Source organism: Halomonas dongshanensis (assembly GCF_024790395.1).
Lineage (GTDB): Bacteria > Pseudomonadota > Gammaproteobacteria > Pseudomonadales > Halomonadaceae > Vreelandella > Vreelandella dongshanensis.
In genome coordinates this window covers 235556-260276 of the sequence record NZ_JAJISC010000006.1, presented here as the reverse complement: position 1 = coordinate 260276, position 24721 = coordinate 235556, and the positions used below count along the sequence as shown (strand labels likewise).

The 24721-nt window shown below is 59.3% G+C and carries 19 protein-coding genes; 10 read left to right on the top strand and 9 right to left on the bottom strand.

The window, feature by feature from the left end; genetic code table 11:
- Window positions 1-12: 12 nt before the first annotated feature.
- From narJ to LLY24_RS14225, 4 genes are all read right to left on the bottom strand, one after another.
- On the bottom strand, window positions 13-810 hold the full coding sequence (narJ, locus tag LLY24_RS14240; protein WP_259036958.1) for a nitrate reductase molybdenum cofactor assembly chaperone: 798 nt from the start codon (window positions 808-810) through the stop codon (window positions 13-15).
- On the bottom strand, window positions 803-2359 hold the full coding sequence (gene narH, locus LLY24_RS14235) for a nitrate reductase subunit beta (protein WP_259036957.1): 1557 nt from the start codon (window positions 2357-2359) through the stop codon (window positions 803-805). Before narH ends, narJ begins: the two co-directional genes overlap by 8 nt.
- On the bottom strand, window positions 2356-6138 hold the full coding sequence (locus LLY24_RS14230) for a nitrate reductase subunit alpha (RefSeq protein ID WP_259036956.1): 3783 nt from the start codon (window positions 6136-6138) through the stop codon (window positions 2356-2358). The genes narH and LLY24_RS14230 overlap by 4 nt, the downstream gene beginning before the upstream one ends.
- 207 nt (window positions 6139-6345) lie before the next feature.
- Window positions 6346-6762, bottom strand: a complete 417-nt coding sequence (locus LLY24_RS14225) for a MarR family transcriptional regulator (RefSeq protein WP_259037005.1) — start codon at window positions 6760-6762, stop codon at window positions 6346-6348.
- 129 nt (window positions 6763-6891) lie between these two features.
- Between LLY24_RS14225 and LLY24_RS14220 the strand changes: the two genes are divergently transcribed.
- The 7 genes from LLY24_RS14220 to LLY24_RS14190 all read left to right on the top strand — a co-directional run bounded on the left by LLY24_RS14220 (window position 6892) and on the right by LLY24_RS14190 (window position 14417).
- Window positions 6892-7458, top strand: coding sequence for a YIP1 family protein (locus tag LLY24_RS14220; protein ID WP_259036955.1), 567 nt, complete (start codon window positions 6892-6894; stop codon window positions 7456-7458).
- Between the two features lie 15 nt (window positions 7459-7473).
- A complete protein-coding gene (locus tag LLY24_RS14215; RefSeq protein WP_259036954.1) occupies window positions 7474-7824 on the top strand; it encodes a DUF488 domain-containing protein in 351 nt (116 codons plus the stop codon).
- A gap of 124 nt (window positions 7825-7948) precedes the next feature.
- Complete coding sequence (locus LLY24_RS14210) at window positions 7949-9850, top strand: histidine kinase (protein ID WP_259036953.1); 1902 nt, start codon at window positions 7949-7951, stop codon at window positions 9848-9850.
- Entirely contained in the window at window positions 9847-10515 is a 669-nt protein-coding gene (gene narL, locus LLY24_RS14205) for a two-component system response regulator NarL (RefSeq protein ID WP_427854564.1), read from the top strand. Before LLY24_RS14210 ends, narL begins: the two co-directional genes overlap by 4 nt.
- A gap of 238 nt (window positions 10516-10753) precedes the next feature.
- A complete protein-coding gene (locus LLY24_RS14200; protein WP_259036952.1) occupies window positions 10754-12346 on the top strand; it encodes an MFS transporter in 1593 nt (530 codons plus the stop codon).
- A 54-nt stretch (window positions 12347-12400) separates the two neighbouring features.
- Window positions 12401-12859 (top strand): universal stress protein, encoded by a 459-nt coding sequence (locus tag LLY24_RS14195; protein ID WP_259036951.1) that lies wholly within the window; start codon window positions 12401-12403, stop codon window positions 12857-12859.
- Window positions 12860-12929: 70 nt separating this feature from the next.
- Window positions 12930-14417: an MFS transporter gene (locus LLY24_RS14190; protein ID WP_259036950.1), complete on the top strand. Its 1488-nt coding sequence runs from the start codon at window positions 12930-12932 to the stop codon at window positions 14415-14417.
- 137 nt (window positions 14418-14554) lie between these two features.
- Here LLY24_RS14190 and gabT read toward each other — a convergent pair whose 3' ends face one another.
- The 3 genes from gabT to LLY24_RS14175 are packed head-to-tail and all read right to left on the bottom strand — an operon-like array spanning window position 14555 to window position 18735.
- Window positions 14555-15826, bottom strand: a complete 1272-nt coding sequence (gene gabT, locus LLY24_RS14185) for a 4-aminobutyrate--2-oxoglutarate transaminase (protein ID WP_259036949.1) — start codon at window positions 15824-15826, stop codon at window positions 14555-14557.
- A gap of 12 nt (window positions 15827-15838) precedes the next feature.
- On the bottom strand, window positions 15839-17290 hold the full coding sequence (locus LLY24_RS14180) for an NAD-dependent succinate-semialdehyde dehydrogenase (protein WP_259036948.1): 1452 nt from the start codon (window positions 17288-17290) through the stop codon (window positions 15839-15841).
- A gap of 29 nt (window positions 17291-17319) precedes the next feature.
- Entirely contained in the window at window positions 17320-18735 is a 1416-nt protein-coding gene (locus tag LLY24_RS14175; protein WP_259036947.1) for an APC family permease, read from the bottom strand.
- 216 nt (window positions 18736-18951) lie between these two features.
- On the opposite strand from LLY24_RS14175, the gene LLY24_RS14170 reads away from it, so the two are divergent.
- From LLY24_RS14170 to LLY24_RS14160, 3 genes are read left to right on the top strand one after another with little or no spacing between them, the layout of a single operon-like run.
- On the top strand, window positions 18952-20415 hold the full coding sequence (locus LLY24_RS14170) for an aminotransferase-like domain-containing protein (RefSeq protein WP_259036946.1): 1464 nt from the start codon (window positions 18952-18954) through the stop codon (window positions 20413-20415).
- 30 nt (window positions 20416-20445) lie between these two features.
- Window positions 20446-21162 (top strand): transglycosylase SLT domain-containing protein, encoded by a 717-nt coding sequence (locus LLY24_RS14165; protein ID WP_259036945.1) that lies wholly within the window; start codon window positions 20446-20448, stop codon window positions 21160-21162.
- 27 nt (window positions 21163-21189) lie between these two features.
- The gene (locus LLY24_RS14160; protein WP_259036944.1) at window positions 21190-21930 is read left to right on the top strand and encodes a sulfite exporter TauE/SafE family protein; all 741 of its coding nucleotides are present in this window, start codon (window positions 21190-21192) and stop codon (window positions 21928-21930) included.
- A 67-nt stretch (window positions 21931-21997) separates the two neighbouring features.
- Here the strand turns inward: LLY24_RS14160 and LLY24_RS14155 are convergent, their stop codons facing one another.
- Both LLY24_RS14155 and LLY24_RS14150 read right to left on the bottom strand, forming a co-directional pair.
- A complete protein-coding gene (locus tag LLY24_RS14155; protein ID WP_259036943.1) occupies window positions 21998-23551 on the bottom strand; it encodes a Fic family protein in 1554 nt (517 codons plus the stop codon).
- Between the two features lie 390 nt (window positions 23552-23941).
- Window positions 23942-24649, bottom strand: a complete 708-nt coding sequence (locus LLY24_RS14150; RefSeq protein WP_259036942.1) for a metal-binding protein ZinT — start codon at window positions 24647-24649, stop codon at window positions 23942-23944.
- Window positions 24650-24721: the final 72 nt, after the last annotated feature.

Here is a 24721-nt window from a genome sequence, read left to right as displayed (position 1 = left end):
AGAGCTCTCCCGTTAGCGACCGGTGCGAGGGGTGGAGGAAATATCGGGCATGATGCGTACGACCTGGGCGTGCGTGGCGTGCTTGCGTTCAGCCAAGCGCCGCCCTTCTGCCGACTGCAAGGCACAGTCTTCATCGGAGGTGGCGGAGAAGCGCACGGCTTCCTCCTCCCACACCGCATCGAGTGCTTCGGGCGTGTCGTCGGGTTTCTCCTTCTCGACGTGCGAGCGATGCATGGCGACATCTGCCTCTGCACCGATCAGCGCCAGCAGCGCCAGAGGCGCCAACGCCTGGTCGGCGCTACGCTCTTCCAGGCGCGCCGTGAGCAGGGCCAAGATATGGCGTATTTCGCCTAGCCAACGGCCAATGGCCGCATCGCTGCATAGCGATAGATACTCCAGAAAGACCGGCAGGTAGTCAGGTAGCTCACGGGCATCCAGCTCGAAGCCGGCAGCGCTGTACTCGGCCAATAGATCCACCATGGCCTGGCCGCGATCACGCGATTCACCGTGCACGTGCTCGAACAGCAGAAGCGACGTGGCGCGCCCTTTATCGAACAGCGCGACGTAGTCGGCCTGTAGCTCGAGCAGCTCTTGGTCGTGAAGGCGCTGGCACCAGGCCATCAGGGCGGCTTTCATCTGGCGCGACCAGCGTGGCTCGGCATCGATGATCTCGATCATTTCGCCACAGGCTTGCTGCAGCGGCGCCGTGGGGTAATCGAGCAGTCTCGCCAGCACGCGTAAACTGCGCATACCGCTGGTGGCTACACGGCTTGACGCAACCGGCGGCGCATCGATGGTCTCGTTAGTCATGACGCATATCCTCGAGCTGGGGGTCGAACATACCGACCGGCTCGACCAGTACGCTGGTCTGTTTACGCCCGTTGAACAAATTAGGCTGACTCTCACCTTGGCAACCGTCGCCAAAACTGAAGCCGCAGCCGCCCCGTTCGGGGAAGGCGTCGATGGCGATTTCTCGATGGCTGGTGGGAATCACGAAGCGGTCTTCGTAGTTGGCGATGGCCAGATAGCGATACATCTCCTCTACCTGCACCCGACTCAGGCCCACTGCGTCGATCACGGTGTCGTCGATCACGCCGTCGACGTGCTTTCCGCGCATGTAGAGGCGCATGGCGAGCAAGCGTTTGAGCGCCAGCACTACCGGCGCTTCTTCCCCGGCAGTCAGCATGTTGGCGAGATACTTCACCGGGATGCGCAGCGATTCGATCTTCGGCAGCACGCCGTCAAACTCGATATGCCCTGCCTCGGCGGCAGACTGGATGGGCGAGAGCGGCGGCACGTACCAGACCATGGGTAGCGTGCGATACTCCGGATGCAGCGGTAGCGCCAGCCCCCAATCGATGGCCATTTTGTAGACTGGCGAGGCCTGGGCGGCTTTGATGACATTATCCTGCACGCCATCACGTTTGGCCTGAGCGATCACCTCAGGATCGTGAGGGTCGAGGAAGATATCGCGCTGACGGTGGTAGAGATCGCGCTCATCCGTGGTGCTGGCCACTTCTTCGATACGGTCGGCATCGTAGAGCAGCACGCCGAGATAGCGAATACGTCCCACACAGGTCTCGGAGCAGATGGTTGGCTGGCCGGATTCGATGCGCGGGTAGCAGAAAATGCACTTCTCCGATTTACCGCTTTTCCAGTTGTAGTAGATCTTTTTATACGGGCAGCCAGAGATGCACATCCGCCAGCCGCGGCACTTGTCCTGATCGATCAGTACGATACCGTCCTCTTCGCGCTTGTAGATCGCCCCGCTCGGGCACGAGGCCACACAGGTTGGGTTGAGGCAGTGCTCGCAGAGCCTTGGCAGATACATCATGAAGGTGTTTTCGAACTGGCCGTAGATATCGGCTTGCACCTTGTCGAAGTTGGCATCACGACGGCGCTTAGCGAATTCGGTACCAAGAATCTCTTCCCAGTTGGGGCCCCACTCGATCTTCTTCATGCGCTCGCCAGAAATCAGCGAACGTGGCCGCGCCACGGGCTGATGCTTGCCGATCTTGGCGGTATGCAAGTGCTGGTAGTCGAAAGTAAACGGCTCGTAGTAGTCGTCGATCTCGGGTAAATCGGGGTTGGCGAAGATATTCGCCAGCACACGCCACTTGCCACCGATGCGCGGCTCTATTTTGCCATCGGGGCGGCGCAGCCAACCGCCCTTCCATTTGGCCTGGTTCTCCCACTCTTTGGGATAACCAATGCCAGGCTTGGTCTCGACGTTGTTGAACCAGGCGTACTCGACGCCTTCACGACTGGTCCAAACGTTTTTGCAGGTCACCGAGCAGGTATGGCAACCAATGCACTTATCGAGATTCAAGACCATGCCAACCTGGGAGCGAATCTTCATTTCACGGCCTCCTGAACGCTGTCGTTATTCTCGCCATCGAGCCAGTCGACGTGTTTCATCTTGCGCACCAGCACGAATTCGTCGCGATTGGAGCCGACGGTGCCGTAGTAGTTGAAACCGTAAGAGAGCTGGGCGTAGCCGCCGATCATGTGGGTCGGCTTGGGGCACACGCGAGTCACCGAGTTGTGAATGCCGCCGCGGGTGCCGGTGATTTCCGAGCCAGGTACGTTCACCTGACGCTCCTGGGCGTGGTACATCATCACCATGCCATCCTTGACCCGCTGACTGACGACCGCTCGAGCGGCGATAGAGCCGTTGGCGTTGTACACCTCGATCCAGTCGTTGTCCTCGATGCCGATCTCACGCGCATCGTTTTCGGAGAGCCACACCACCGGGCCACCACGGTTGAGGGTGAGCATCAGTAGATTGTCGGAGTAAGTGGAGTGGATACCCCACTTCTGGTGCGGAGTAAGAAAGTTGAGCGCCTTACTCTTGAAACCATTGTCTTCGGGTAGAGTGAAGCCCTTGGCCGCTTTGGTGTCGATGGGCGGCCGGTAGACCAGCAGGCTCTCGCCAAAGGCGCGCATCCAGGCGTGATCCTGATAGAACTGCTGGCGACCGCTGACGGTACGCCAGGGGATCAGCTCATGCACGTTGGTATAGCAGGCGTTATAGGAGACGTGTTCGTCTTCCAATCCTGACCATGTGGGGCTCGAGATAATCTTGCGCGGCTGGGCAACGATATCGCGAAAGCGAATCTTCTCCTCATGCTTGGGCGTGGCGAGATGCGTATGATCGCGCCCGGTGATCTTCGACAGCGCCTCCCAAGCCTTCACCGCTACCTGGCCGTTGGTTTCCGGCGCGAGCGTCAAGATCATCTCGGCGGCATCGATAGCCGTATCGATCTTCGGGCGCCCGGCCATCGGCCCAGCTGTCTTGCGATGGTTGAGCTTGCCCAAAAGCTCGACCTCACTCTCGGTCTTCCAACTGATGCCTTTACCGCCGTTGCCGATGCTCTCCAGAAGCGGCCCTACCGAGGTGAAGCGTTCGAAGGTTTGCGGATAATCGCGGGTAACTTCGATCAGCGAGGGCATGGTTTTGCCAGGAATGGGCGCGCACTCGCCCTTTTTCCAGTCCAACACATCGGGCTGAGCGAGTTCCCCGGGAGAGTCGTGCTGCATGGGCAGCGTGACCAGGTCAGTCTCTTCCCCCAGGTGCCCTTCACAGGCCTTCGAAAACGCCTTGGCGATGCCTTTGTAGATTTCCCAGTCGCTGCGCGACTCCCAGGCGGGGTCGGTCGCGGCGGTCAGCGGGTGGATGAAGGGGTGCATATCCGAGGTATTGAGATCGTCCTTCTCGTACCAGGTCGCCGTGGGCAAGACGATGTCCGAATAGAGACAGGTGGTGGACATGCGAAAGTCCAGCGTGACCAGCAGATCGAGCTTGCCTTCCGGGGCGTCGTCGCGCCATACCACTTCTTCGGGTTTCGGCCCGCCGAAATCACCCAGATCCTTACCTTGGATACCGTGGCGAGTGCCGAGCAGGTACTTGAGCATGTACTCGTGGCCCTTGCCGGAACTGCCCAGCAGGTTCGAGCGCCAGATGAACATGTTGCGTGGGAAGTTTTCTGGCGCGTCCGGGTCTTCGGCAGCAAAGCGTAGGGCACCGCTTTTTAGCTGCTCGACGGCGTAGTCGGCCGTACTCATACCGGCGGCTTCGGCGCGGGCTTTCAGGCGCAGCGGGTTGGTATTGAGCTGCGGCGCCGAGGGTAGCCACCCCATGCGTTCGGCGCGCACGTTAAAGTCGATCAAACTGCCTGGGTAGTCGGCGACTTTGGCCAACGGCGAGAGGATCTCCTTGACCTCGAGCTTCTCGTAGCGCCATTGGGAAGAGTGATTATAGAAAAACGAGGTGGAGTTCATGTGACGCGGCGGGCGCTGCCAGTCCAGGCCAAAGGCCAGCGGCGTCCAGCCGGTCTGCGGACGCAGCTTTTCCTGACCCACGTAGTGCGACCAGCCACCACCGCTTTGCCCGATACAACCGCACATGATCAGCATGTTGATCAAACCGCGGTAGTTCATGTCCATGTGGTACCAGTGGTTCATTCCGGCACCCACGATGATCATGCTGCGCCCTTGCGTCTTGGCAGCGTTATCGGCGAATTCACGAGCAATGCGTGTGCACTGCTCGGCGGGCACGCCCGTGATCTTCTCCTGCCAGGCGGGGGTATAAGGGCGAACCTGATCGAAGGCCGTGGCGCCGTCATCAAAGCCGCTTTCGCCAAAGCCGCGGTCGATGCCGTAGTTGGCACACATCAAGTCGAATACCGTAACAGCGAGGATCTCGCCCCCATCGGCCCGCGCTAGCCGTTTCACGGGCAGATGGTGAAACAGCAGATCGTCGGCGGCGCCGATACCTTCACCTTTCACATGGTTGAAGTGCTCATGTTCGATGCCGCCAAAGTAGGGGAACGCGACCCGCGCCACGCTATCGTGGTGGTTTGCCAAGCTCAGTAGCGGTTTGATCTCGACGCCGTCGGCATCCAGCGGCTCGAGGTTCCATTTCCCGACGTTGTCGCCGGTCTCGCCCCAGCGGAAACCGATGGAGCCGCGTGGCACGACGAGTTGATCGCGCGTTTCATCCCAGGCCACGGTTTTCCATTCGGGATTGTTCGTTTGACCGAGGGCTGCATCGAAATCACTGGCGCGCAGCTGGCGGCCCGGCGCGTAGCTGCCGTCCTCTCGCGGTTCGAGTTCGACCAGAAACGGCATGTCGGTGTAGCGGCGCACGTACTCGGTGAAGTAGGCATTGGGCGCATCGAGATGAAACTCTTTGAGAATCACATGCCCCATGGCCATGGCCAGCGCCGCATCGGTACCCTGCTTGGCCGAAAGCCACTCGTCGGTGAGCTTGGAAACCTCCGCATAGTCCGGGGTGATCGAAACGGTCTTGGTGCCCTTGTAACGCACCTCGGTGAAAAAGTGCGCATCCGGGGTGCGCGTCTGGGGCACGTTGGAGCCCCAGGCGATGATATAGCCGGCGTTGTACCAGTCGGCAGACTCGGGCACGTCGGTCTGCTCGCCCCAGGTCATCGGTGACGCCGGGGGCAAGTCGCAGTACCAGTCGTAGAAACTCATGCAAACGCCGCCAATCAGCGAGAGATAGCGGCTGCCTGCGGCATAGCTCACCATCGACATGGCGGGAATCGGCGAGAAGCCGATGATGCGGTCAGGGCCGACGGTCTTTGCGGTATAGACGTTGGCGGCAGCGATCAGGGCGTTGAGTTCGTCCCAATCGCCCCGCACGAAGCCTCCCATTCCGCGGGCACGTTTGTACTGTTTCGTTTTGGCCGGGCTCTCGACGATCGAGGCCCAGGCATTCACGGGGTCCGGGTGCTCCTTGAGCGCCTCACGCCACAGTGCCAGAAGCGGTTTGCGCACCAGCGGATATTTCAGCCGGTTGGCGCTATAGAGGTACCAGGAATAACTCGCGCCGCGTGGGCAGCCGCGCGGTTCGTGGTTGGGTAGATCAGGACGCGTACGCGGGTAGTCGGTTTGCTGGGTTTCCCAGGTGACCAAGCCATTTTTGACGTAGATCTTCCAGCTGCAGGAGCCGGTGCAGTTGACGCCGTGAGTGCTGCGCACCACCTTGTCATGCTGCCAGCGCGAGCGGTAAGCATCCTCCCACTGGCGCGACTCGCTACGCAGCTCACCATGCCCGTCGGCATAGGGTTCGCGGGTTTTACGAAAAAAATTCAGCCGATCTATGAAGTGACTCATGGTCGCTCTCCAGGCTTCTCGGAAAGTGGGCGGCCCCACTAGGCGGGGTTCCATGACGTCGATTCTGAGTGATCGGCCAGCGAATTACTGTGTGGTTACCTCCATATACCCCCCACCTACCCCCAAGGTGATAGACGCCTTGGCGCCGCCGGTATAGCAATGGTCAGCGATGAGTGTTCGGCCTTAACGGCGAGGCGTATCACCTCGCTAGGATAGGCCAGGCAGATCCAGTGCCTGATCCAAGTGTTGAAGCTCCGGCTGGTGCTGGGTGGCAATCTTTTCGGCAAGTTGCGCACCCCTGGGTAGAAGATGGATCTCGATGCGGCGACCGTCGTCGCGCCCCGTACGCCGCTCGATTAGTTCCAACTGAGCACAGCGGTCCACCAGCATCACCGCAGCGTGGTGTTTCGACTGCAGTCGCTCGGCCAACTCCCCAACCGTTGCCCACTCCCGTCCTTCAAACCCTCTCAGATGCAACAGCAGTTGGTACTGCAACGATGTCAGGCCGTGTTGACGGCAGATATCCTCGCTCTGTCGGAGAAAACAACGCAGTTGGTAGCGAAACCGCGAAAGCTTCTGAAAATCCTGTTTGGATAAAAGGGGGGCGTCTGGCTTATCTGGCATAGGTTCTGGCATAGGTGCAGGCCTCTTGACAAATATTGGCAATCGTCTTAACTCTAAAAATATCACATCATGATATAAAACCGCATATCACTCTTGAAACGTTCGTGAGACACGACAAGCGAGGCGATCATGGCACCCCTAGGGCTTCTTCGATTACCCTTCACACCCGGCTCAGGTTGGCAAGCGCTACAACGGCAGCGCCCTTCCATCGCCGCCCTGGCATGGGGCTTGGTGCTTCCCATGTCGCTTTTGCCCCCTCTGCTGTTCTTTTATGCGGGCACCCACTATGGGGATGCCTTCGTTGCCGGGTTTGCCGAGCGTCAATGGCGCTTCATCACCACGATTTTATTCTTGGCCGAGTTGCTCACGTTCTTCGTCATGGGCTGGCTAATCCATGCCGTGGTCAACGCCAACGACGAATTGACCCTTAGTTATCACGACGCTTATCTGCTTGCAGCCTTTGCGCCGCTGCCCTTGTGGCTGGCCTCACTAGCCCTGTTGGTGCCCAACTTAATGTTCAACCTATTGGTAGCGCTGGCAGCACTGGGGCTTTCTTGCCGCTTGCTCTATCACGGTCTACAGGCTCTTTGTCAGCGCGGTGCCAACGACGTCGCGCTCATGTCGGCAACCTATACCATCATTGCCGCTGGCGTACTGGCTTGGGGGCTTCTGATGGCAATTGTATGGGCCTATTGAACACGGGAGATCACTATGGATATCGCACTCAAACGCGCCTATGACAAACCCGCAAAACAAGACGGCCATCGCGTTCTGGTGGATGGCCTCTGGCCTCGCGGCGTCTCCAAAGACGAGGCCAAGATCGCCGAGTGGCGCAAGGAGATCGCGCCCAGCCAAACCATACGCAAGGCATTTCATGACGGCTCGTTAGCCTGGGGTGAGTTTCGACGGCGCTATCTGAAGGAGTTGATGTCTCATCGCGACCTTCTACGCGATTTGGCTAAGCGTGCTCAGAAGGAGAAAGTGACGCTTGTGTTCGCAGCTAAAGACGAGGATTACAATAACGCCGTCATCGTGCGCCAATATCTCAAGATGCTCGGCTGAACCCGGACGAATCATAGACAACACTTGTTGACGTTATCTCACCCAATCGCTACGGACAGGTGCTCGTTTAAGCTGGGGGATGGTGCCACAATAGCTCACTCTGCTTTGTGCTTTCGGGATTGCCATGAAACTGCTCCAACGTTCACTGGTGACGCGCATCCTTGCGGCGTTGATCGCCATCAGTGGCATCGCGTTCATCAGTATTATCTTGACCATGGCTATCTCAAACAGCACCCGCGGCTATGCCTCGGCCATCAACGTGGCCGGGTCGCTGCGCATGAGCGCTTACCGGCTGTTGGGTGAACTCCAACACCTGCACTACGGCGCAACAGCGCGCGATCACGCAACGCTCGAGAACATGACCGCTCAGTTCGACGAGCGTCTTTTCAGTCAGATCCTGATACAAAGCGCCCCCCAGACCCAACATCACGAACGCCATCAACAGCTGGCCGCGCTTCAAGACTATTGGCAACGCACGATGCAGCCCGCGCTCGAAGACGTCACCGCAGGAGGCGAAATAAACGTAGAGGGCTTCGAGGCCATGACCGCCACCATGGTGGGCGAGATAGAAACCCTGGTCGAACAGTTGGAACGAAGCACCGAAGCCAAAATGCGATGGCTCGGCATCGTGCAGCTACTTTTTTTGTTGCTCATTGCGCTCGTGGTCACCGTTTCGCTTTTCGATCTTCGCCGCAACCTCATTGGCCCCCTGCATCGCCTCGTGATCCTGGCCAGAGAGGTCTCTCAGCGCAATTTTGCACATCGCGTACAGCTGGCAGGTAGCGACGAACTGGCACTGCTCGGGCGCACCTTCGACACCATGGCCGCCGACCTTGCCGCCAGCTACGCGGCGCTTGAAGATAAAGTCTCGCGCAAGGAACAGGCGCTGGAGCGTAGCAATCAGGCCATGCAGGTGATGCACGAGGCGAGCCGCACCCTGTTTGGCGGCGGCAACGACCTGTGCACCAGCGCCGCCCCCATGCTGCGCGAGCTTGAAACGCTGCTGGCGATAGGCCCCATCCGTTTGTCGCTCAATGACCCCTTCGACCAGCGCAGAATGCCTGTCTTGCAAACACGCTCCGTCGCCCGTCCTCCCTACTGTCGCGATAGCGCCTGCGATGCCTGCTTGGTAGATCCTCTCCCAGATGATCGCGACGCCAACGATAACCTGGACGTTTTACAACTCTCGATACGCGCAGGCGGCACACTGTTGGGACATCTCGAGGTGTGGTATCCAAAGAATGAGCTGGACGACACGAGCCGTCGCCTGCTCAATATCCTGGCGGATAAGCTCGCGACTGCCGTGTACCTGCAGCGCCGCATCGAAGAGCAGCAACACATTACGCTGATCAACGAACGCACCATCATCGCGCGCGAACTCCATGACTCCCTGGCCCAGTCGCTCTCGTATTTGAAGATGCAGGTGGCACGACTCGAACGCATGCAACAAAAAGAGGCACCGCGTGAAGCCCAAGCCACGGTCTTCGACGAACTCCGAAGCGGCCTGAACAGCGCCTACCGTCAGCTTCGCGAGCTACTCTCCACTTTTCGACTCAAGCTCGAAGGCCCAGGGTTGCAGTTCGCGTTGCATCAGACGGCCGAGGAGTTCTCCCAACGTATGGGGCTTAGCGTTGCATTGGATTATGCCGTGCCACCCTATTTGCTCAACCCCAATGAAGAGATCCACGTTTTACAGATCGTTCGCGAGGCGCTGGCCAATACGCATAAACATGCCCAAGCGCACTGGGTCAGCGTCACCGTACGCTTTGCCGATACTCGCTTGCAGTTGAAAGTCGAAGACGACGGTATTGGCCTGGAAGATGCAAGCTCACCGCCCATGCATTATGGGCTCGTCATCATTCGCGATCGCGTCCACACCCTGAATGGCGAACTCTCCATCGTTAATCGACCCACCGGCGGCGTCTGCGTCGATGTTAGCTTTACGCCCCTGACCGCGCGCTTGAACCAACTGCAACCAACGCCGACTACCGATGATGTGCCGGTACATAAACGGAAACGTTCATGATGTCCCAAATACCTCACGATACCCCCGCCACGCTGCTTCTTATCGATGATCACCCGCTACTGCGACGCGGTGTGGCGCAGCTGCTCGAGCTGGAGGACGACTTGCAGCTGGTGGGTGAAACCGGTCACCCCGAAGAGGGCATTCGACTGGCGGTTACGCTCGAACCCGACCTAATACTTCTCGACCTCAACATGCCGCACGTCGATGGATTGGAAACCCTTCGCCGCCTACGGGAAAACGGCTTTAGCGGGCGCGTGGTCATGTTTACCGTCTCCGACCACGAAGAGGATGTCGTTGCGGCCCTTCGCACCGGCGCGGACGGATACCTATTGAAAGACATGGAACCCGAAGACATGGTAAGGCAGCTACGTCAGGCAGCCTTAGGCCGAATGGTCATTAGCGAAAGCCTGACGGCGCTTCTGGCAGAAGCACTGCGCAATCAACGTAGTACACCCGCTGCCCCCGATATTCATAGCCTGACGCAGCGCGAACGCGAAATTCTCCAACAGCTAGCGGCAGGACTCTCCAACAAGCTGATTGCCCGCAAACTGGATATCACCGAAGGCACGGTCAAAGTGCACGTTAAACATCTGCTCAAAAAGCTCAACTTACGCTCACGCGTCGAAGCCGCTGTTTGGGCGGTGCAGTCCGGGATCACCCATTAACGGAACAATGTAGATACCTCTAAATATCAGGCTTACCTGAACATCGTGCTGCACAATGTTCTCTTCTCAGTGCTTCTTCAATCCAATCAATAATCTAGGGACAGACCTCGCCTACCTCAAAAGAGGTAGGCGATTGATTTATCTATTTTTTAACTGACATCGCGCGCTATTTCACCGCTCTTTCCACGCGTATCTTGGCCCTATCCACCTGTCAGGGTGATGCATAGGAAAAACCATCATGGCCAAGAGAAACGCCGATATCGACGTCTGGGATGTCGAAGACCAACACTTCTGGGAGCAGCAAGGCAAGCGAATTGCCAACCGCAACCTGTGGATATCCATCCCAAGTCTTTTAGCTGGGTTTGCGGTGTGGATGATGTGGGGAATGATCACGACTCAGATGCAGAACCTGGGCTTTGCGTTTTCCGTCGATCAGCTTTTCACCCTCACTGCCCTGGCCGGTTTGTCGGGCGCTACCTTGCGCATTCCCGCCTCGTTCATGATCAGGATCGCCGGTGGCCGTAACACCATTTTCCTAACCACCGCACTTTTGGCCCTGCCTGCCGTCGGCACGGGCTTCGCCCTCATGAGTACCGAGACGCCTTTTTGGGTCTTCCAGGCGCTGGCGCTGCTCTCCGGCATCGGCGGCGGCAACTTCGCCTGCTCGATGAGCAACATCTCTACTTTTTATCCCAGCAAGCAGCAGGGGTATGCGCTGGGTATGAACGCCGGGCTCGGCAACTTCGGCGTGACCACCATGCAGATCCTCATACCACTCGTCATGACCGTGGGGCTCTTCGGGTCGCTGGCGGGTGGCCCCATGGCACTGAAAAGCGCCAGCGGCACCTTGATCGGACGTATCGAGGCAGGCACCGATACCTGGATTCAGAACGCCGGATTCGTCTGGCTGATCATGCTGATCCCGCTGGCCTTCTTCGGCTGGTTCGGCATGAACAACATCCGCGCGATCACGCCCAACCCGGGTGCCCCGCTCACCGCCTTCGGCAAGATCCTGGGGCTCTACGCCGTGGGCCTTTTCACCTCCATCATCGGCATGCTCGCCCTCGACTGGCTCAACATGTGGGTCGCCCTACCGCTCACCATCGTCATCACGCTTGCGCTTTTGCGACTTATTCCCGGTGATATCAAGCCCAACATCCAGAAGCAGTTCGCGATCTTCTCCAACCACCACACCTGGGCGATGACCCTCCTCTACATCCTGACCTTCGGCTCCTTCATAGGCTTCTCTGCGGCGCTTCCACTGTCGATCAACGTCATCTTCGGCAACATGATGGAAACCGCCGCCGACGGTAGCCTCGTGCGGGTAGTCAACCCGGAGGCGCCAAGCGCGCTCACCTGGTCCTGGATTGGTCCGTTCGTTGGTGCCCTCATTCGCCCGGTGGGCGGCTGGATCTCCGACAAGGTGGGCGGCGCCATCGTCACCCAGATCATTTCCGCGATCATGGTGGTGGCTTCCGTAGCAACCGGCTACGTCATGATGCTGGCCTATAACGCCGCCGACCCTAACCAGTACTTCTGGCTGTTCCTTTTGCTGTTCATCGTGATGTTCGCTGCCAGCGGCATTGGCAACGGCTCCACCTTTCGCAGTATTGGGGTGATCTTCGACGCGCAGCAAAAAGGCCCGGTGCTCGGCTGGACCTCGGCGGTGGCCGCCTACGGCGCCTTCATCGCCCCCAGCATCATCGGTGAACAGGTCCAAGCGGGCACTCCGGAGCTTGCCATGTACGGCTTTGCTGCCTTCTACGCTATCTGCTTGGGCATCAACTGGTGGTTCTACCTGCGCCGCGGCGCGGCCATTCGCAACCCGTGATTCATCTGTCCCGGGGTGCCGCCCCGGGCCTTGACCTCCATTCACGAGGCTACCATGAAGATAATGATCGCCTACGACGGCTCACGGAATGCCAAGCTGGCGCTGGCCCAGGTCGTCGAGATGTTTCGCTGCAATCACCCCCTCGTCATCTTGGTGGGCGTCGCCGAGAATCCCCTCGACGCCACCGATCATAACGAGACGCTCTTTCAACAGGCGCAACAGCAGCTGCGCCGTCATCTGGAAGAAGGCGTGACGTTCGCCCAGAAGGAGGGGTTTCAGGCCGATCTTTTACTGGCAGAGGGCGATGCGCGCAAGATGCTGCTCGCCGCCACGCGAAAGCTGGCCCCGGATCTGTTGGTCATCGCCCGCCACAGCCATCGTCCCGATGGAGGCATCATCGCCAGCTCACTGACCTACTTCGTCGACGAACTCGACTACATGACCTTCGGTAGCGTCAGCGCCTTCCTGGCACGCCGGGCTGAGTGCCCCTTGTTGATTCTTCCCAGCCCCTAATTTTCCGTCTCGGTGAAATTCTCCCTCCCCGGAGCGGCCTCCCGGCACCATCACACAGGATGACATGGCCATGAAAGTAGCTGCTGTATTCCAGTTCAAGCACCCTGAAATAAGGGCGCTTCACCTCACCTGGATCGCCTTTTTCATTACCTTCTACGTCTGGTTCAACATGGCCCCGCTGGCCTCGAGCATGTTGAAAAGCGTCGACTGGCTGACGCCGGACGATCTCAAGCTGTTTGCCATCTGTAACGTTGCCTTGACCATACCGGCACGTATCGTGGTGGGCATGGCGTTGGACCGCTTCGGCCCACGGCGGGTTTTCTCGGTGCTGATGGTCAGCATGTCACTGCCGGCGCTGGCATTTGCCTTCGGCAACAGCTTGACGCAACTGCTGGTGGCACGGCTGATCCTGAGCTCGGTTGGCGCCAGCTTCGTGGTCGGGATACATATGACCGCCTTGTGGTTCAAGCCGCGGGACATCGGCTTTGCCGAGGGGTTCTATGCCGGTTGGGGCAACTTTGGCTCCGCCGTAGCGGCCATGTCGCTGCCCACCATCGCGCTCACACTGTATGGCGGCGCCGACGGCTGGCGCTGGGCTATCGCGCAAAGCGCCATCGTCATGGCGGCCTACGGGGTCTACTACTGGTTCGCGATCAGCGACGGCCCCAATACCGGCACCCACCGCCGGCCGCGCAAGGCAGCGGCGATGGAGGTCAGTAGCTGGGCCGACATGATCAAGCTGATCATCTGGACCATTCCCTTAGTGGGCGTACTGGCCATTCTCGTCTGGCGCGTTCAGCAGATGGGTTACCTTTCGGTGGTCTGGGCCGCGGTAGCCTACGCCGTCATCGTCGCCATAGTGATCTATCAGATCATCCAGATTCTTCGGGTCAATCTGCCGATTCTGCGCCAGGGCGTCCCCGAGGATGACAGGTACTCCTTCAACAGCGTCGCGGCGCTTAACACGACCTATTTCGCCAATTTCGGCGCCGAGCTTGCCGTGGTGTCGATGCTGCCGCTCTTCTTCGAGCAGACCTGGGGGTTGAATGCCGCCACTGCAGGGCTGATCGCCGCCTCCTTTGCTTTCGTCAACCTGGTGGCCAGACCGATGGGCGGCCTGGTGTCCGACCGTTTTGGCAATCGCCGTTTTGTCATGCTGAGCTACATGCTGGGCATCAGCGTCGGATTCGCCGCCATGGCCCTGCTGGATGCCCGCTGGCCGCTGTTTCTGGCCGTGGCGGTCACCATTACCACCTCGCTCTTCGTGCAAGGCGCCGAAGGGGCCACCTTTGGCATCATTCCCTCGATCAAGCGGCGCATAACTGGTCAGATAGCTGGCATGGCGGGGGCTTACGGCAACGTGGGCGCTGTGATCTACCTCACCATCTATACTTTCGTCACTCCCACCCAGTTCTTCATGCTGATCGCCCTGGGAGCATTCATCAGTTGGCTGGTCTGCCTGATCTGGCTCAAAGAACCGGAAGGCGCCTTTGACAGCGAGTACTACACCTCCTCGGTCGATCGCGCTCTGGACACCCAGGCGGACACCTCGGCATAGATAGCAAGCTCGCCCCGCCTGAATGTTTTAGCCTGTTTTGGAGCCAGAGAGGCTACCTGCCCACCCAGGTGGGCAGGCTTGCCGTGGGAGTCTCTTCGATGATCCTGCTCATCAGCTGAAGCGACCTCCCTAGAGCGCTAGCCAAGCGCTTCGAGGGACGCCTCGATGATCTCGAGCCCCTCTTCCAGCACCGACTCGGGCACGGTAATCGGCACCAGGATGCGGATGGTGTTGGCGTAGAACCCGCACGACAGCAGGATCAATCCCTTTTCGCGCACCTTGGCGCAGAGCGCTTGGGTGAGTGCGGCATCCGGGTTGCCGTTTCCATCGAGGAGTTCGAACGCCGCCATGGCGCCGAGGTGGCGGCCATGCGCCACGGGCGCAAAGCGGCTTTCCCACGCTTTGAAGCGCTCGCCTAAACGGTGGCCCAGTTGCTCGCTGCGCGCCAGGATATCTTCTTCGTCGATGGCTTCGATGACGGCCAAGGCCGCCGCACAGGCCAGCGGGTTGCCGCTGTAGGTGCCGCCGAGCGAGTTGGGGCCAGAAGCATCCATCACCTTGGCCGACCCTACCACCGCAGAGAGCGGCATGCCGTTGGCGAGGCTCTTGGCGGTGGTGAGAATGTCGGCTTCGATGCCGCTGTGTTCGAGCGCGAACAGCTTGCCGGTACGCGCGAAGCCGGACTGCACTTCGTCCGCAATCAGAAGGATACCGTGCTCGTCACACAGCGCCCGCAGCGCGTTTAGATAATCCGGCGAGGCAATGTAGAAACCGCCTTCGCCCTGTACCGGTTCGATGACGATGGCCGCCGTACGATGCGGGGCGATATCAGTCTTGAACAGCGTGCGAATGGCATTGAGGGACGCCTCTTCACTAATGCCGTGGATTGGGTTCGGGAACGGCGCGCGAAAGACATCGCCCGGCATGGGGCCAAAGTCGTTCTTGTAGGGCAACACCTTGCCGGTCATGGCAAGCGTCATCATGGTGCGCCCGTGGAAAGCGCCATCGAAGGTGATGATGCCACTACGGCCAGTGGCGGCGCGAGCGATCTTGACCGCGTTCTCCAGCGCCTCGGCACCGGTGTTGACCAGCATCGCCTTACGCTCGGGGCCGCGCACCGGGCTTAGTTCACAAAGTTTCTGGCACAGCTGGACGTAAGGTGCGTAGGAGATCACTGCCGCGCTTGTGTGCATTACCTTCTTGAGTTGCGCCTCTACTGCCGCGACGACCTTGGGGTGGCGGTGGCCAAGGTTCAATACGCCAATGCCGCCGGCGAAGTCGATCCAGCGTTGGCCATCGGCATCCCACAGTTCGGCATTTTCAGCGCGCTCGGCGAAGGCCGTGTTGGGGGTGGCCGCGCCGTTAGCGACGAAGCGGTTCTTCAGCTCGTTAAGTTCTTGATTAGTCATTTTCTTTTCTCCTCACAGACCGCCGACACAGACGTATTTCAGTTCGGTAAATTCATCGAGCCCATGATGCGAGCCTTCACGGCCAAGCCCGGACTCCTTGACGCCGCCAAAGGGCGCAAGCTCGGTAGAAATGAGCCCTTCGTTGACGCCGACCATGCCGTACTCCAACTGCTCCATGGTGCGCCAAATGCGCCGATAGTCGGTGGCATAGAAGTAGGCGGCGAGACCAAAAGGCGTTGCGTTGGCCATGGCAATGGCCTCGTCGTCGTGGGTAAAGCGGAAAACCGGCGCCAGGGGGCCAAAGGTCTCCTCTTCGGCTACCGCCATCTTGGACGTCACCTCGGCCAGCACGGTGGGGGTGAAGAAGCGCTCACCGGCGGCGTGGGGCTCACCGCCGCAGACGACCCGAGCGCCGTGACGCTTGGCGTCATCGACATGGCGCTGCACTTTTTCTACCGCCGCCTGATTGATCAGCGGGCCGATGACGCTGCCTTCACTCAAGCCATCGCCCACCTTCAGCGCGGCTACCCGCTCGGCCAGGCGGCTGACGAAGGCGTCATAAACGCCGTCCTGGACGAGAAAGCGGTTGGTACAGACGCAGGTCTGCCCGGCGTTACGGAACTTCGAGGCAACGGCACCCTCAACGGCCGCTTCGATGTCGGCATCGTCGAACACGATAAAGGGAGCGTTGCCACCAAGCTCCATGGCCGTTTTCTTCACCGTGCTGGCGCACTGGGCTAGTAGGCGCTTGCCTACCGGCGTAGAGCCGGTGAAAGAGACCTTGCGTACGCGCGGATCAGTAGTCAGCACCTCACCGACCTCGACGGGTTTGGAGGCCGTCACCACGCTAATGACCCCACTCGGAAGCCCCGCCTCCAGAGCCAAGCTCGCGGCAGCCAGTGCCGTCAGCGGCGTGGCTTCGGCGGGTTTGATCACGACCGTACAGCCCGCTGCCAGCGCCGGGGCACACTTGCGGGTAATCATCGCGAGCGGGAAATTCCACGGCGTAATGGCCGCGACCACGCCGATCGGTTCGCGCAGCACCAGCAAGCGCTTGTCGGAACCGTGGCTCGGCAGTGTCTCGCCCGCCATACGCTTGGCTTCTTCAGCGAAGAACTCGATGAAGGAGGCGCCATAAACGACTTCGCCTTTAGCTTCGGAAAGCGGCTTGCCCTGCTCCAGCGTCATCAGCCGTGCCAGGTCATCAGCATGCTCGTTGATCAGCTCGAACCAGCGGCGCAGCAGAGCCGCGCGCTGCTTGACCGGCGTGGCACGCCATTCACTACCGGCAGCGTAGGCAGCGGCAACCGCATCGCGCGCGTCGTCGGCACCAAGCTCGGCAACGCGCGCTAGCGTTTCGCCGGTCGCCGGGTTATCCACGGCGAACGTTTGTGTGCCCTGGCGCCACTCACCACCGATCAAACCGGGAACGGCGTCGTGGCACCACTGTTGAATGAAGCTCATGAAAGACCTCCTCTTGGGAGCAAGTGCAGTTATAAATCTGCCAGCATGTGACGGTCGCTATAGGCGCGGCCGTAGGTGCGTAGCGAATGGGCGTAGAGCGCTAGCCCAAGCAGCGTCCAGCCGGCAAAAATGCCCCACTCGGCGCCACTGAGCGCGGCCGGGCTACCCGGCAAATAGAGACAGGCCATACCGAAGGAGAGCAAGATGGCCAGGGTGCCGCAGAGCTTGCCGTGACGAATGCGGAAGGGACGCTCCATCTCGGGTTCACGAACCCGCAGTACGACGAAGGAAACGGCAACGAAGAAGTAGGCGATGACGATGCCAAGCCCTCCGGCGTTGACGATCCAGACCAGCGCCGGACGGCCAAAGAAGGGGGCGATGCAGGAGAGAAACCCCATCAAGAAGATGGCATTGGTCGGCGTTTTGTAACGCGGATGCAGCTTGGCAAAAGGAGCAGGCAACATGCCCGCCCGGGCCAGGGCGTAAATGGCACGCGAGCCGCCGATGTAGAACGCATTCCAACTGGTAATGATACCCGCGATACCTGCCAGCACCATGAGGTTACTCGCCCAGGCGGCATTGAAGAGATTGCCCATGGCGTCGGGGACGCTTAGCGAGCTGGCTGCGAGCTCGGTACTGTTCAGTGCCAGGCTCGTCGCCAGAATGATCAGCGCGTACCAGACCACCGCCAGCGCGACCGACATCATCAGCACCTTGCCGATCGCCTTGTAGGGAAGATCGATCTCTTCGGCGGCCTGAGGAATGACGTCGAAGCCGACGAACAGAAAGGGCACCATGACCAGCACCGCCATGATACCTGCCACCACGCCCGTATCGGCTTCGGTGAAAAGCGGCGACATGTTGACCACCTCACCCTCGAAGAGCGCACCGGTGACGAACATCACCCCGACGACGAGGATCATCCCAGTGACCACTTTTTGCACCAAAGAGGCTGTGGTGACGCCGAAGTAGTTGATCAGCATCATGGCGAGCGAGCCGCCCACGCCTACCGCGACCCAGGTGGCTTTTACGTCCCACCCAGCGATGGTCCAGAGATGTCCTACGGCGTAGTCGGGTGCCAAATGCTCGACGACGGTAGGTAGCGCCACGGCCTCGAAGGCTACCACGCTCAGGTACCCAAGGATGATCGCCCAGGTACAGATGAACGAGGCGAAGTGGCCCAGCGCCCGATAGCTATAGACGTGCTCGCCACCGACCTTGGGCATGGCCGAGGCGAGTTCGGCGTAGGTAAGCCCGACCAATACGATGGCAAGACCGCCGATGACGAAGGCAATGATGGCGCCGAGACTACCGGCAGACTGGATGGCGGTACCGGTTAGAACGATCCAGCCCCAGCCGATCATGGCGCCGAAGGCCAGCGCCAGTACGTCGCCGCGGGCCAGCACCCTAACGAGTTTATCCTGTTGCGTCGTTGGAGTATTCATGAGGAGTTTCCAGCAAGTTATTGGCTATTGTGTAGCGCTTTCGGCGCCGGAACGGTCGCTTCGACCGGACGCTTTAACGCTATCAGTCTGGGTAAAAAAGACGAATGCACCACTTTTAGGTTCGACCAGACCACTTTTTGCGTGCACACTCGCCAGACCAAAAAATTCAATGCACTAGACCAGCCAATCACGTTAGAAAATGTGCAAGTGACGACGATGAGTGAGCAAAGAAACGACGTGACGATCGAACACTGTTTGGGTCAGTTGGAGGAGCTCTATGCCCTTCAACCCGAGCGGTTGAGCAAGCAAGTGCGTATCGAAGAGAGCTTGCGCCGGGCGATCAGCGAGCGCTGGCCCAGCGGTACGCGCTTGCCCTCACATCGCCGTCTGGCCGAGCGTTTGGGCGTGGCGCGCCATACCCTGGCGCGTGCGGTGGCCACGTTGATTACCGAGGGGTTGATCGTGACCGGTCACGGCCAGGGCAGCTGGAGTGCGCGCCCGCCCGCACCGCGGCCTGCTGTCGAGACGATGAATGCGGGTGACGCGCAAGCCTCTGACCTGTTATCTCAGCGCGCCCAGCGCGTGCTCCAAGGCCCCGGGGCGAGCCTGATCCAAACCGGCTCGTTCGTGCCGGGAATTCCCGACATTGCCCAATTTCCCATGCGCAAGTGGCGCCAGCTCTATACCAGCGCTACCGTGCCGCAGAATGCGCTGCTGCTGTCTTACTCCACCGGCGGCTATGGACCGCTCAAGCGCGCCATCCGCGACTTTCTCAAGCGCTGGCGACACATCCACTGCGACACCGAGCAGATCATCATCACCGACGGCACCCATAACGGCCTGGGCCTTTGCGCCATGGCGCTGGCCGACACCGGCGAGCGCGTGGCGATGGAGTCGCCCTGCTATTGGGGCGCGCGCAACGTTTTCACCGCCGCGGGGCTCGAGGTCGAGATGCTGCCTTGGCACCCCCATCGCGGTCATACGTTTTCGCCAACGCCGCGCCCGGTACGGCTCGCTTATCTAATGGGCTCGCACCACTATCCGCTGAGCGTACCTACCCGTACCGAGGAAAAACGCCGACTTTGTGATACGTTACAGGCGGCTTACGTCATCGAAGATGACTACGAGTTCGCTCAAGGCGACCACGAGGCACTGCTGTTCAATGCCGACTCGGAGCGCCATCTGCTCGTCGGCTCTTTCTCCAAGATGATGTTTCCGGGGCTGCGCTTGGGCTATCTGGTAGTGCCGCGCGGGCTAGCGGGGGCGATCAACCGTCTGCGCAGCGAGCTCTACCGCGAAGGGCGCATGGTGGATCAAGCGGTACTGGCGCAGTTCATTTTCGACGGTGACTTGGATACGTGGTGCCGCCGCATTCAGCGCGACTACCTGGGGCGCCAGCAGGTGGTGCACGATCACTTGATCACGCACCCCCGCATTCAGCGCATCTCCACGCCGAGCCGGGCGATCAGCCTTTGCGTGGAATTTTCGCCTGGGGTCAACGATGTGCTCCTTGCCCAGGCGCTGCGTAAGGAGCATCTCATCGTGCGCCCCTTGAGCCCGGTGTGCGCGCGCGGCGATGAGCGTACCGGGCTCGTGCTAGGCGTAGGGCTTTTATCGGGGGAGACGTTGCAGCGCGAAGCCATGCGTCTACGCCGCTGTTTGGATCGGCTACTGCGTTGAGCATTGACGTTTACCCACAAGGACACTGGCATGCACTGCCCTGTTGATAAGTTCTACTGTGATAAGTTCTTTTTTAACACACTCTCTCGCGGGCGGTTTTATCGGCGTTTTCGGCACGTTTCGCTGCGCACAGCCGCCCTGCTGTTTGCCGTCCTCTTGAGCGGCTGCGCCACCTTCGCGCCAACGCCGCCGTCGGATCAGAGCAATATATGCGAGATTTTCCGCGAGCAGCCTAGCTGGTATGACTACGCGCGCGATTCACAGGCGCGCTGGGGCACGCCCATCGCCACTCAAATGTCCTTCATCCAGCAGGAGTCCTCGTTTCGAAGTCACATCCGCCCGGATAGAAAGTACTACCTTGGCTTCATCCCCGGCCCCCGCCCTTCGTCGGCCAAGGGCTATGCCCAAGCCCAGGATCCAGTGTGGGACGAGTACCGCGCCCAAGCGGGCAGCCTGTTCGCTCGGCGTACCCATATGAAGCACGCCACCGATTTCATCGGTTGGTACAACGCTCGCACCCACGCCCAGACGGGTATTCCACTTACCAACCCCGAACACCTCTATTTGGCCTACCACGAAGGCGCGGGCGGCTATCAGCGCGGCACCTACCGAGGCAAGCCCGCGGTGATGCGCTCGGCGGCCCAGGTGGCCAGCCGCGCGGGGCGCTATCAGGCGCAGCTCAATAGCTGTGAGGCCGAGTTTCAGTGTCGGCATTTCTATCAAATCTGGCCGTTCTGTCGTGCCTGATCGTTATCACTGCGCAGGAACGTGCCTATGACCTTTTCTATAGCGGCCATTTTCGTTGCCGTCGTCTTTTCGACCTCTCTGCTGTCGGGTGTTTTCGGTATGGCGGGCGGGCTGGTGCTGCTGTGGTTCTTGCTTTTGATCTTCCCCGCCGCCACGGCGATGGCGGTGCACGGCGTGATTCAGCTCACCGCCAATGCCTCGCGCGCCTGGCTATCCCGCCGCTTCATTCGCTGGCCCACCGTCGCGCTGATGACGCTGGGGGTACTCGGCGCCGCAGGCCTGCTCTTGATTTTCGACTACGCGCCCAATGCGGCCAGCGTCTCGCTGCTGATCGGTTTGATGCCGATTTTGGTGTGGATGCCCAAGCGCTGGTTTCACTTCGATGCCAGTCGCGCTAGCCACGCCATCGGCTGCGGCCTGCTGTCTGGTGGTCTGACGATTGCAGCGGGCGTTTCCGGGCCACTGATCGATATCTTCTTCGTGCGCTCGCAGATGGATCGCCGCGAGGTGGTGGCCACCAAAGCGATGATTCAGGTCGTCGCCCACAGCATCAAGATTCTCTTCTACCTTGGTTCGGCGCTGGCGCTCAGCGCCGGTGAGTGGGGCATCGTCGCGCTCGCCGCCCCGTTTGCCATGCTAGGCACCCAAACCGGCAACCGCATCCTCCACCGCCTCACCGACGCCAACTTCCGCACCTGGACACGCTGGATCGTCACCGCTATTGGGGTATTTTATTTTATACAGGGGGTTACGTTGTTGGCCTCGTAGCCCATACCATCGCCACTCAATATGGCGCAAAGACTTCAGGCGCTAGAGGTCATCGAAGCCGTGTTACTTAATAGGTATCTTTGGCGGCCAGTGCTCGTTGGCCTACAACGGTTAATCGGTACTTTTGCAGACGACTGCGGGGCCTGTCAGGGATCGTCATCTCGATTAATCCCTGCTGAATGGCGTTTTGTAGATAGTGCTCTCTAAAATGCTTTTCATCTTGCAGCCCTAAGGCCGCCATTAAACTCACTCTCGTCATCTCTCCCTCCAACACGCCCAGCAGGCGTAATAGTTCGGGGGCGACTTCGGGGGCGACTTCGGGGGCGACTTCGGGGGTAGTCTCACCAACTCCCTCGGGACCACGTCGAAACCCAGGGTGAGCAGGCAAACGAATTAAAAAGTAACTGCGCTCCTCATCCGTTTCGAATACGGGCGCGGGGGAACCGTTGGCGTTCATCACACGGAGAATCTTAGGCACCCCCGTTGAGCGGCCTTCGGTCAACTCCAGCTCTTTTAAAAACTCGCCAATGCGCCGATTGCGGTAACGCCGACTAACGGCTTTGCCTGCCTGTAGGTCTTGCAAACGAATGGAGCGATCGGGTCCCGGGAAGCTCAGCACTACCAACTCTTGCCCATCAATACGTATCTCGATGGGCTCGCGAATTTCATAAGAGCGATGGTAGACCGCATTCACCACGGCCTCTTCGACGGCTGCCAATGGAAAATTCCAGAAACGCTCGGCCTGGGCTCTATCAGCATGCTTAGTAACGCCTTCCTTTAGGTAGTGACGACCAATGTACTCCAAAGCGTCGCGCGTAATGCGGCCAAGTGGCCCCTTGAAGACCTTTTCCTCGAAGTGGTCACCACCAGCACCGTCTGGAAAATACACTACGTCAATCTGCGTGGCTGGAAAGAAGCGCTCGGGGTGTTGATTGAAAAAAAGCAGGCCGACATTTTTGGGAAAGGCCATCTCACTTGGGCCACCCACCACGTTCATGCGGCGACCTAGCGTCTCTATATCTAGCCTGTGGGCATCAGCCAATAGTTCGCTGCCGATCTCATGTAAAAAATCACGCAGTAAATAAGCAGAGAGATCGTCTAGCGTAGCCGTTGGGCAATAGCGATCATCAAAGGGCACCGTAGCCGCTAAACTAAGTAGCTCTCGCTCATCCTGTCCTGTGGCTTTAACGGTACTGGTGTGTTTACGCAAGTAATAGGCCCACTCGCCCTTCTTGCTTAAACTGGATTTGGCTTTATAAGGGCGCGTTTCTCCACCGGGCGCCCATAGCACTAAGATGGTTCTACCCTGAACATCGTAGGTAGCGGTAAGCGGATGGTAAGGCGGCGCCATGGCCGAATGTCCGAGATTCAGCAGCTCTTTTTGAATGGCATCGATTTGTTCAGGCTGCAAGCCAGCAGGTGGCAGTTGCGGTAGCCCTTGCTCTTCGGCAACCCCGACCAGCACATAACCACCGCCCAGGTTGTGGAAGTCGTTAGCGAAGGCACACAAGGTATGCAGGATGGACTCAGGATTCCAGCCCCCTTTGTACTCAATTCGCTCACTTTCTACAGCGCGATGATGGAGCAAATCATCGATATTGATAGGTAGCTTAGGGATCATGCCCGCTTCCGTTCCGTCACTTTCGCTGCCATTGTCTGCATAACCTTCTGCGTCTTTGTAGTGAACGTGCGAGCACCGCACGCCAGCAGAACTCGTCTATTTTGATCACAAGCGGCGGCACTTGATTGGCCGCATAGATCATGAGCAACATCTTGCGACGTCAGGATGGCTCAATGATCTCGAATGGTACACATGAAAGCAATTGCGTAAGTACTCGCGCAGAAAACACAGGAGGCGGGCAAGTAGTTAGGGTATCGAGCTCTCATTATCGAAGGAAGGAGAACCAAGCGATTGGCAAAGCAGCTAGACGAGCGTGACACCAGGCAGAGGATGGGACGAATGCCATTTCTCGTCCCCACCGGGCGGTGAGGACGAGGTGCTAGCGCTTTATCAGTGCGCCTTCATTTCACTGACGATGCCGTCGGCGTCGAGCTCGGACGGGTAGTAGGTCGGCCAGTGGGTGACTTCTTCCAGCAGCGCTTCGCGGTCGTCGCCCCAGTAGAGGTGGAAGTGGTGGGCGTCGGTTGGATAGATGTCGTGATCACTGAACTGGATGTAGCGTGGCATGCCTTCGTCGGTGTCTTCGGTTTCGAAGATGAAGCGCACGCCGCGGTTGCCTGCTTCGTAGGTCAGGATTTCGTAACCGTCGGAGTGGTAGTCGGCGCTGCGCGCTTGGCCATCCTCAAAGAAAGTGACGGTGTCGCCGTCAATGACGATACGCTCGACGTCGGTTTCGTAGCCTGTGGTGTAGTACTCTTTGTACTCGTCGGCACTCATCTTGCCGGTAGTGTCGGCCTTGTGCTCGAACACTTCATCCAACGTGCCGTCCTGCAGGTAGGGGTAGACGGACTGCCAGTCGCCTTCCCAATCGGAGAGCTCGCGTTCCTGAACCTGCTCGTCTTCGAAGATACCCTTGTGGATATCGCTATTGTGCTCGTGGCTGTGCGAATGCTCGTGGTCATGGCCATGGTCGTGACTATGTTCATGACTGTGATCATGGTCGTGGCTATGATCGTGTGCCGCAGCCACTTGAATCCCTGAGAACATCAGCGCGCTTACTGCTAATGCGCTGGCACCTTTGCGTGTCAGTGATGACATGACGTGCTTCCTTTTGTCGATGGCGAAGTGTCTTTCGCAACGAATTGCGACTCCAAACAAAGTTACAATATA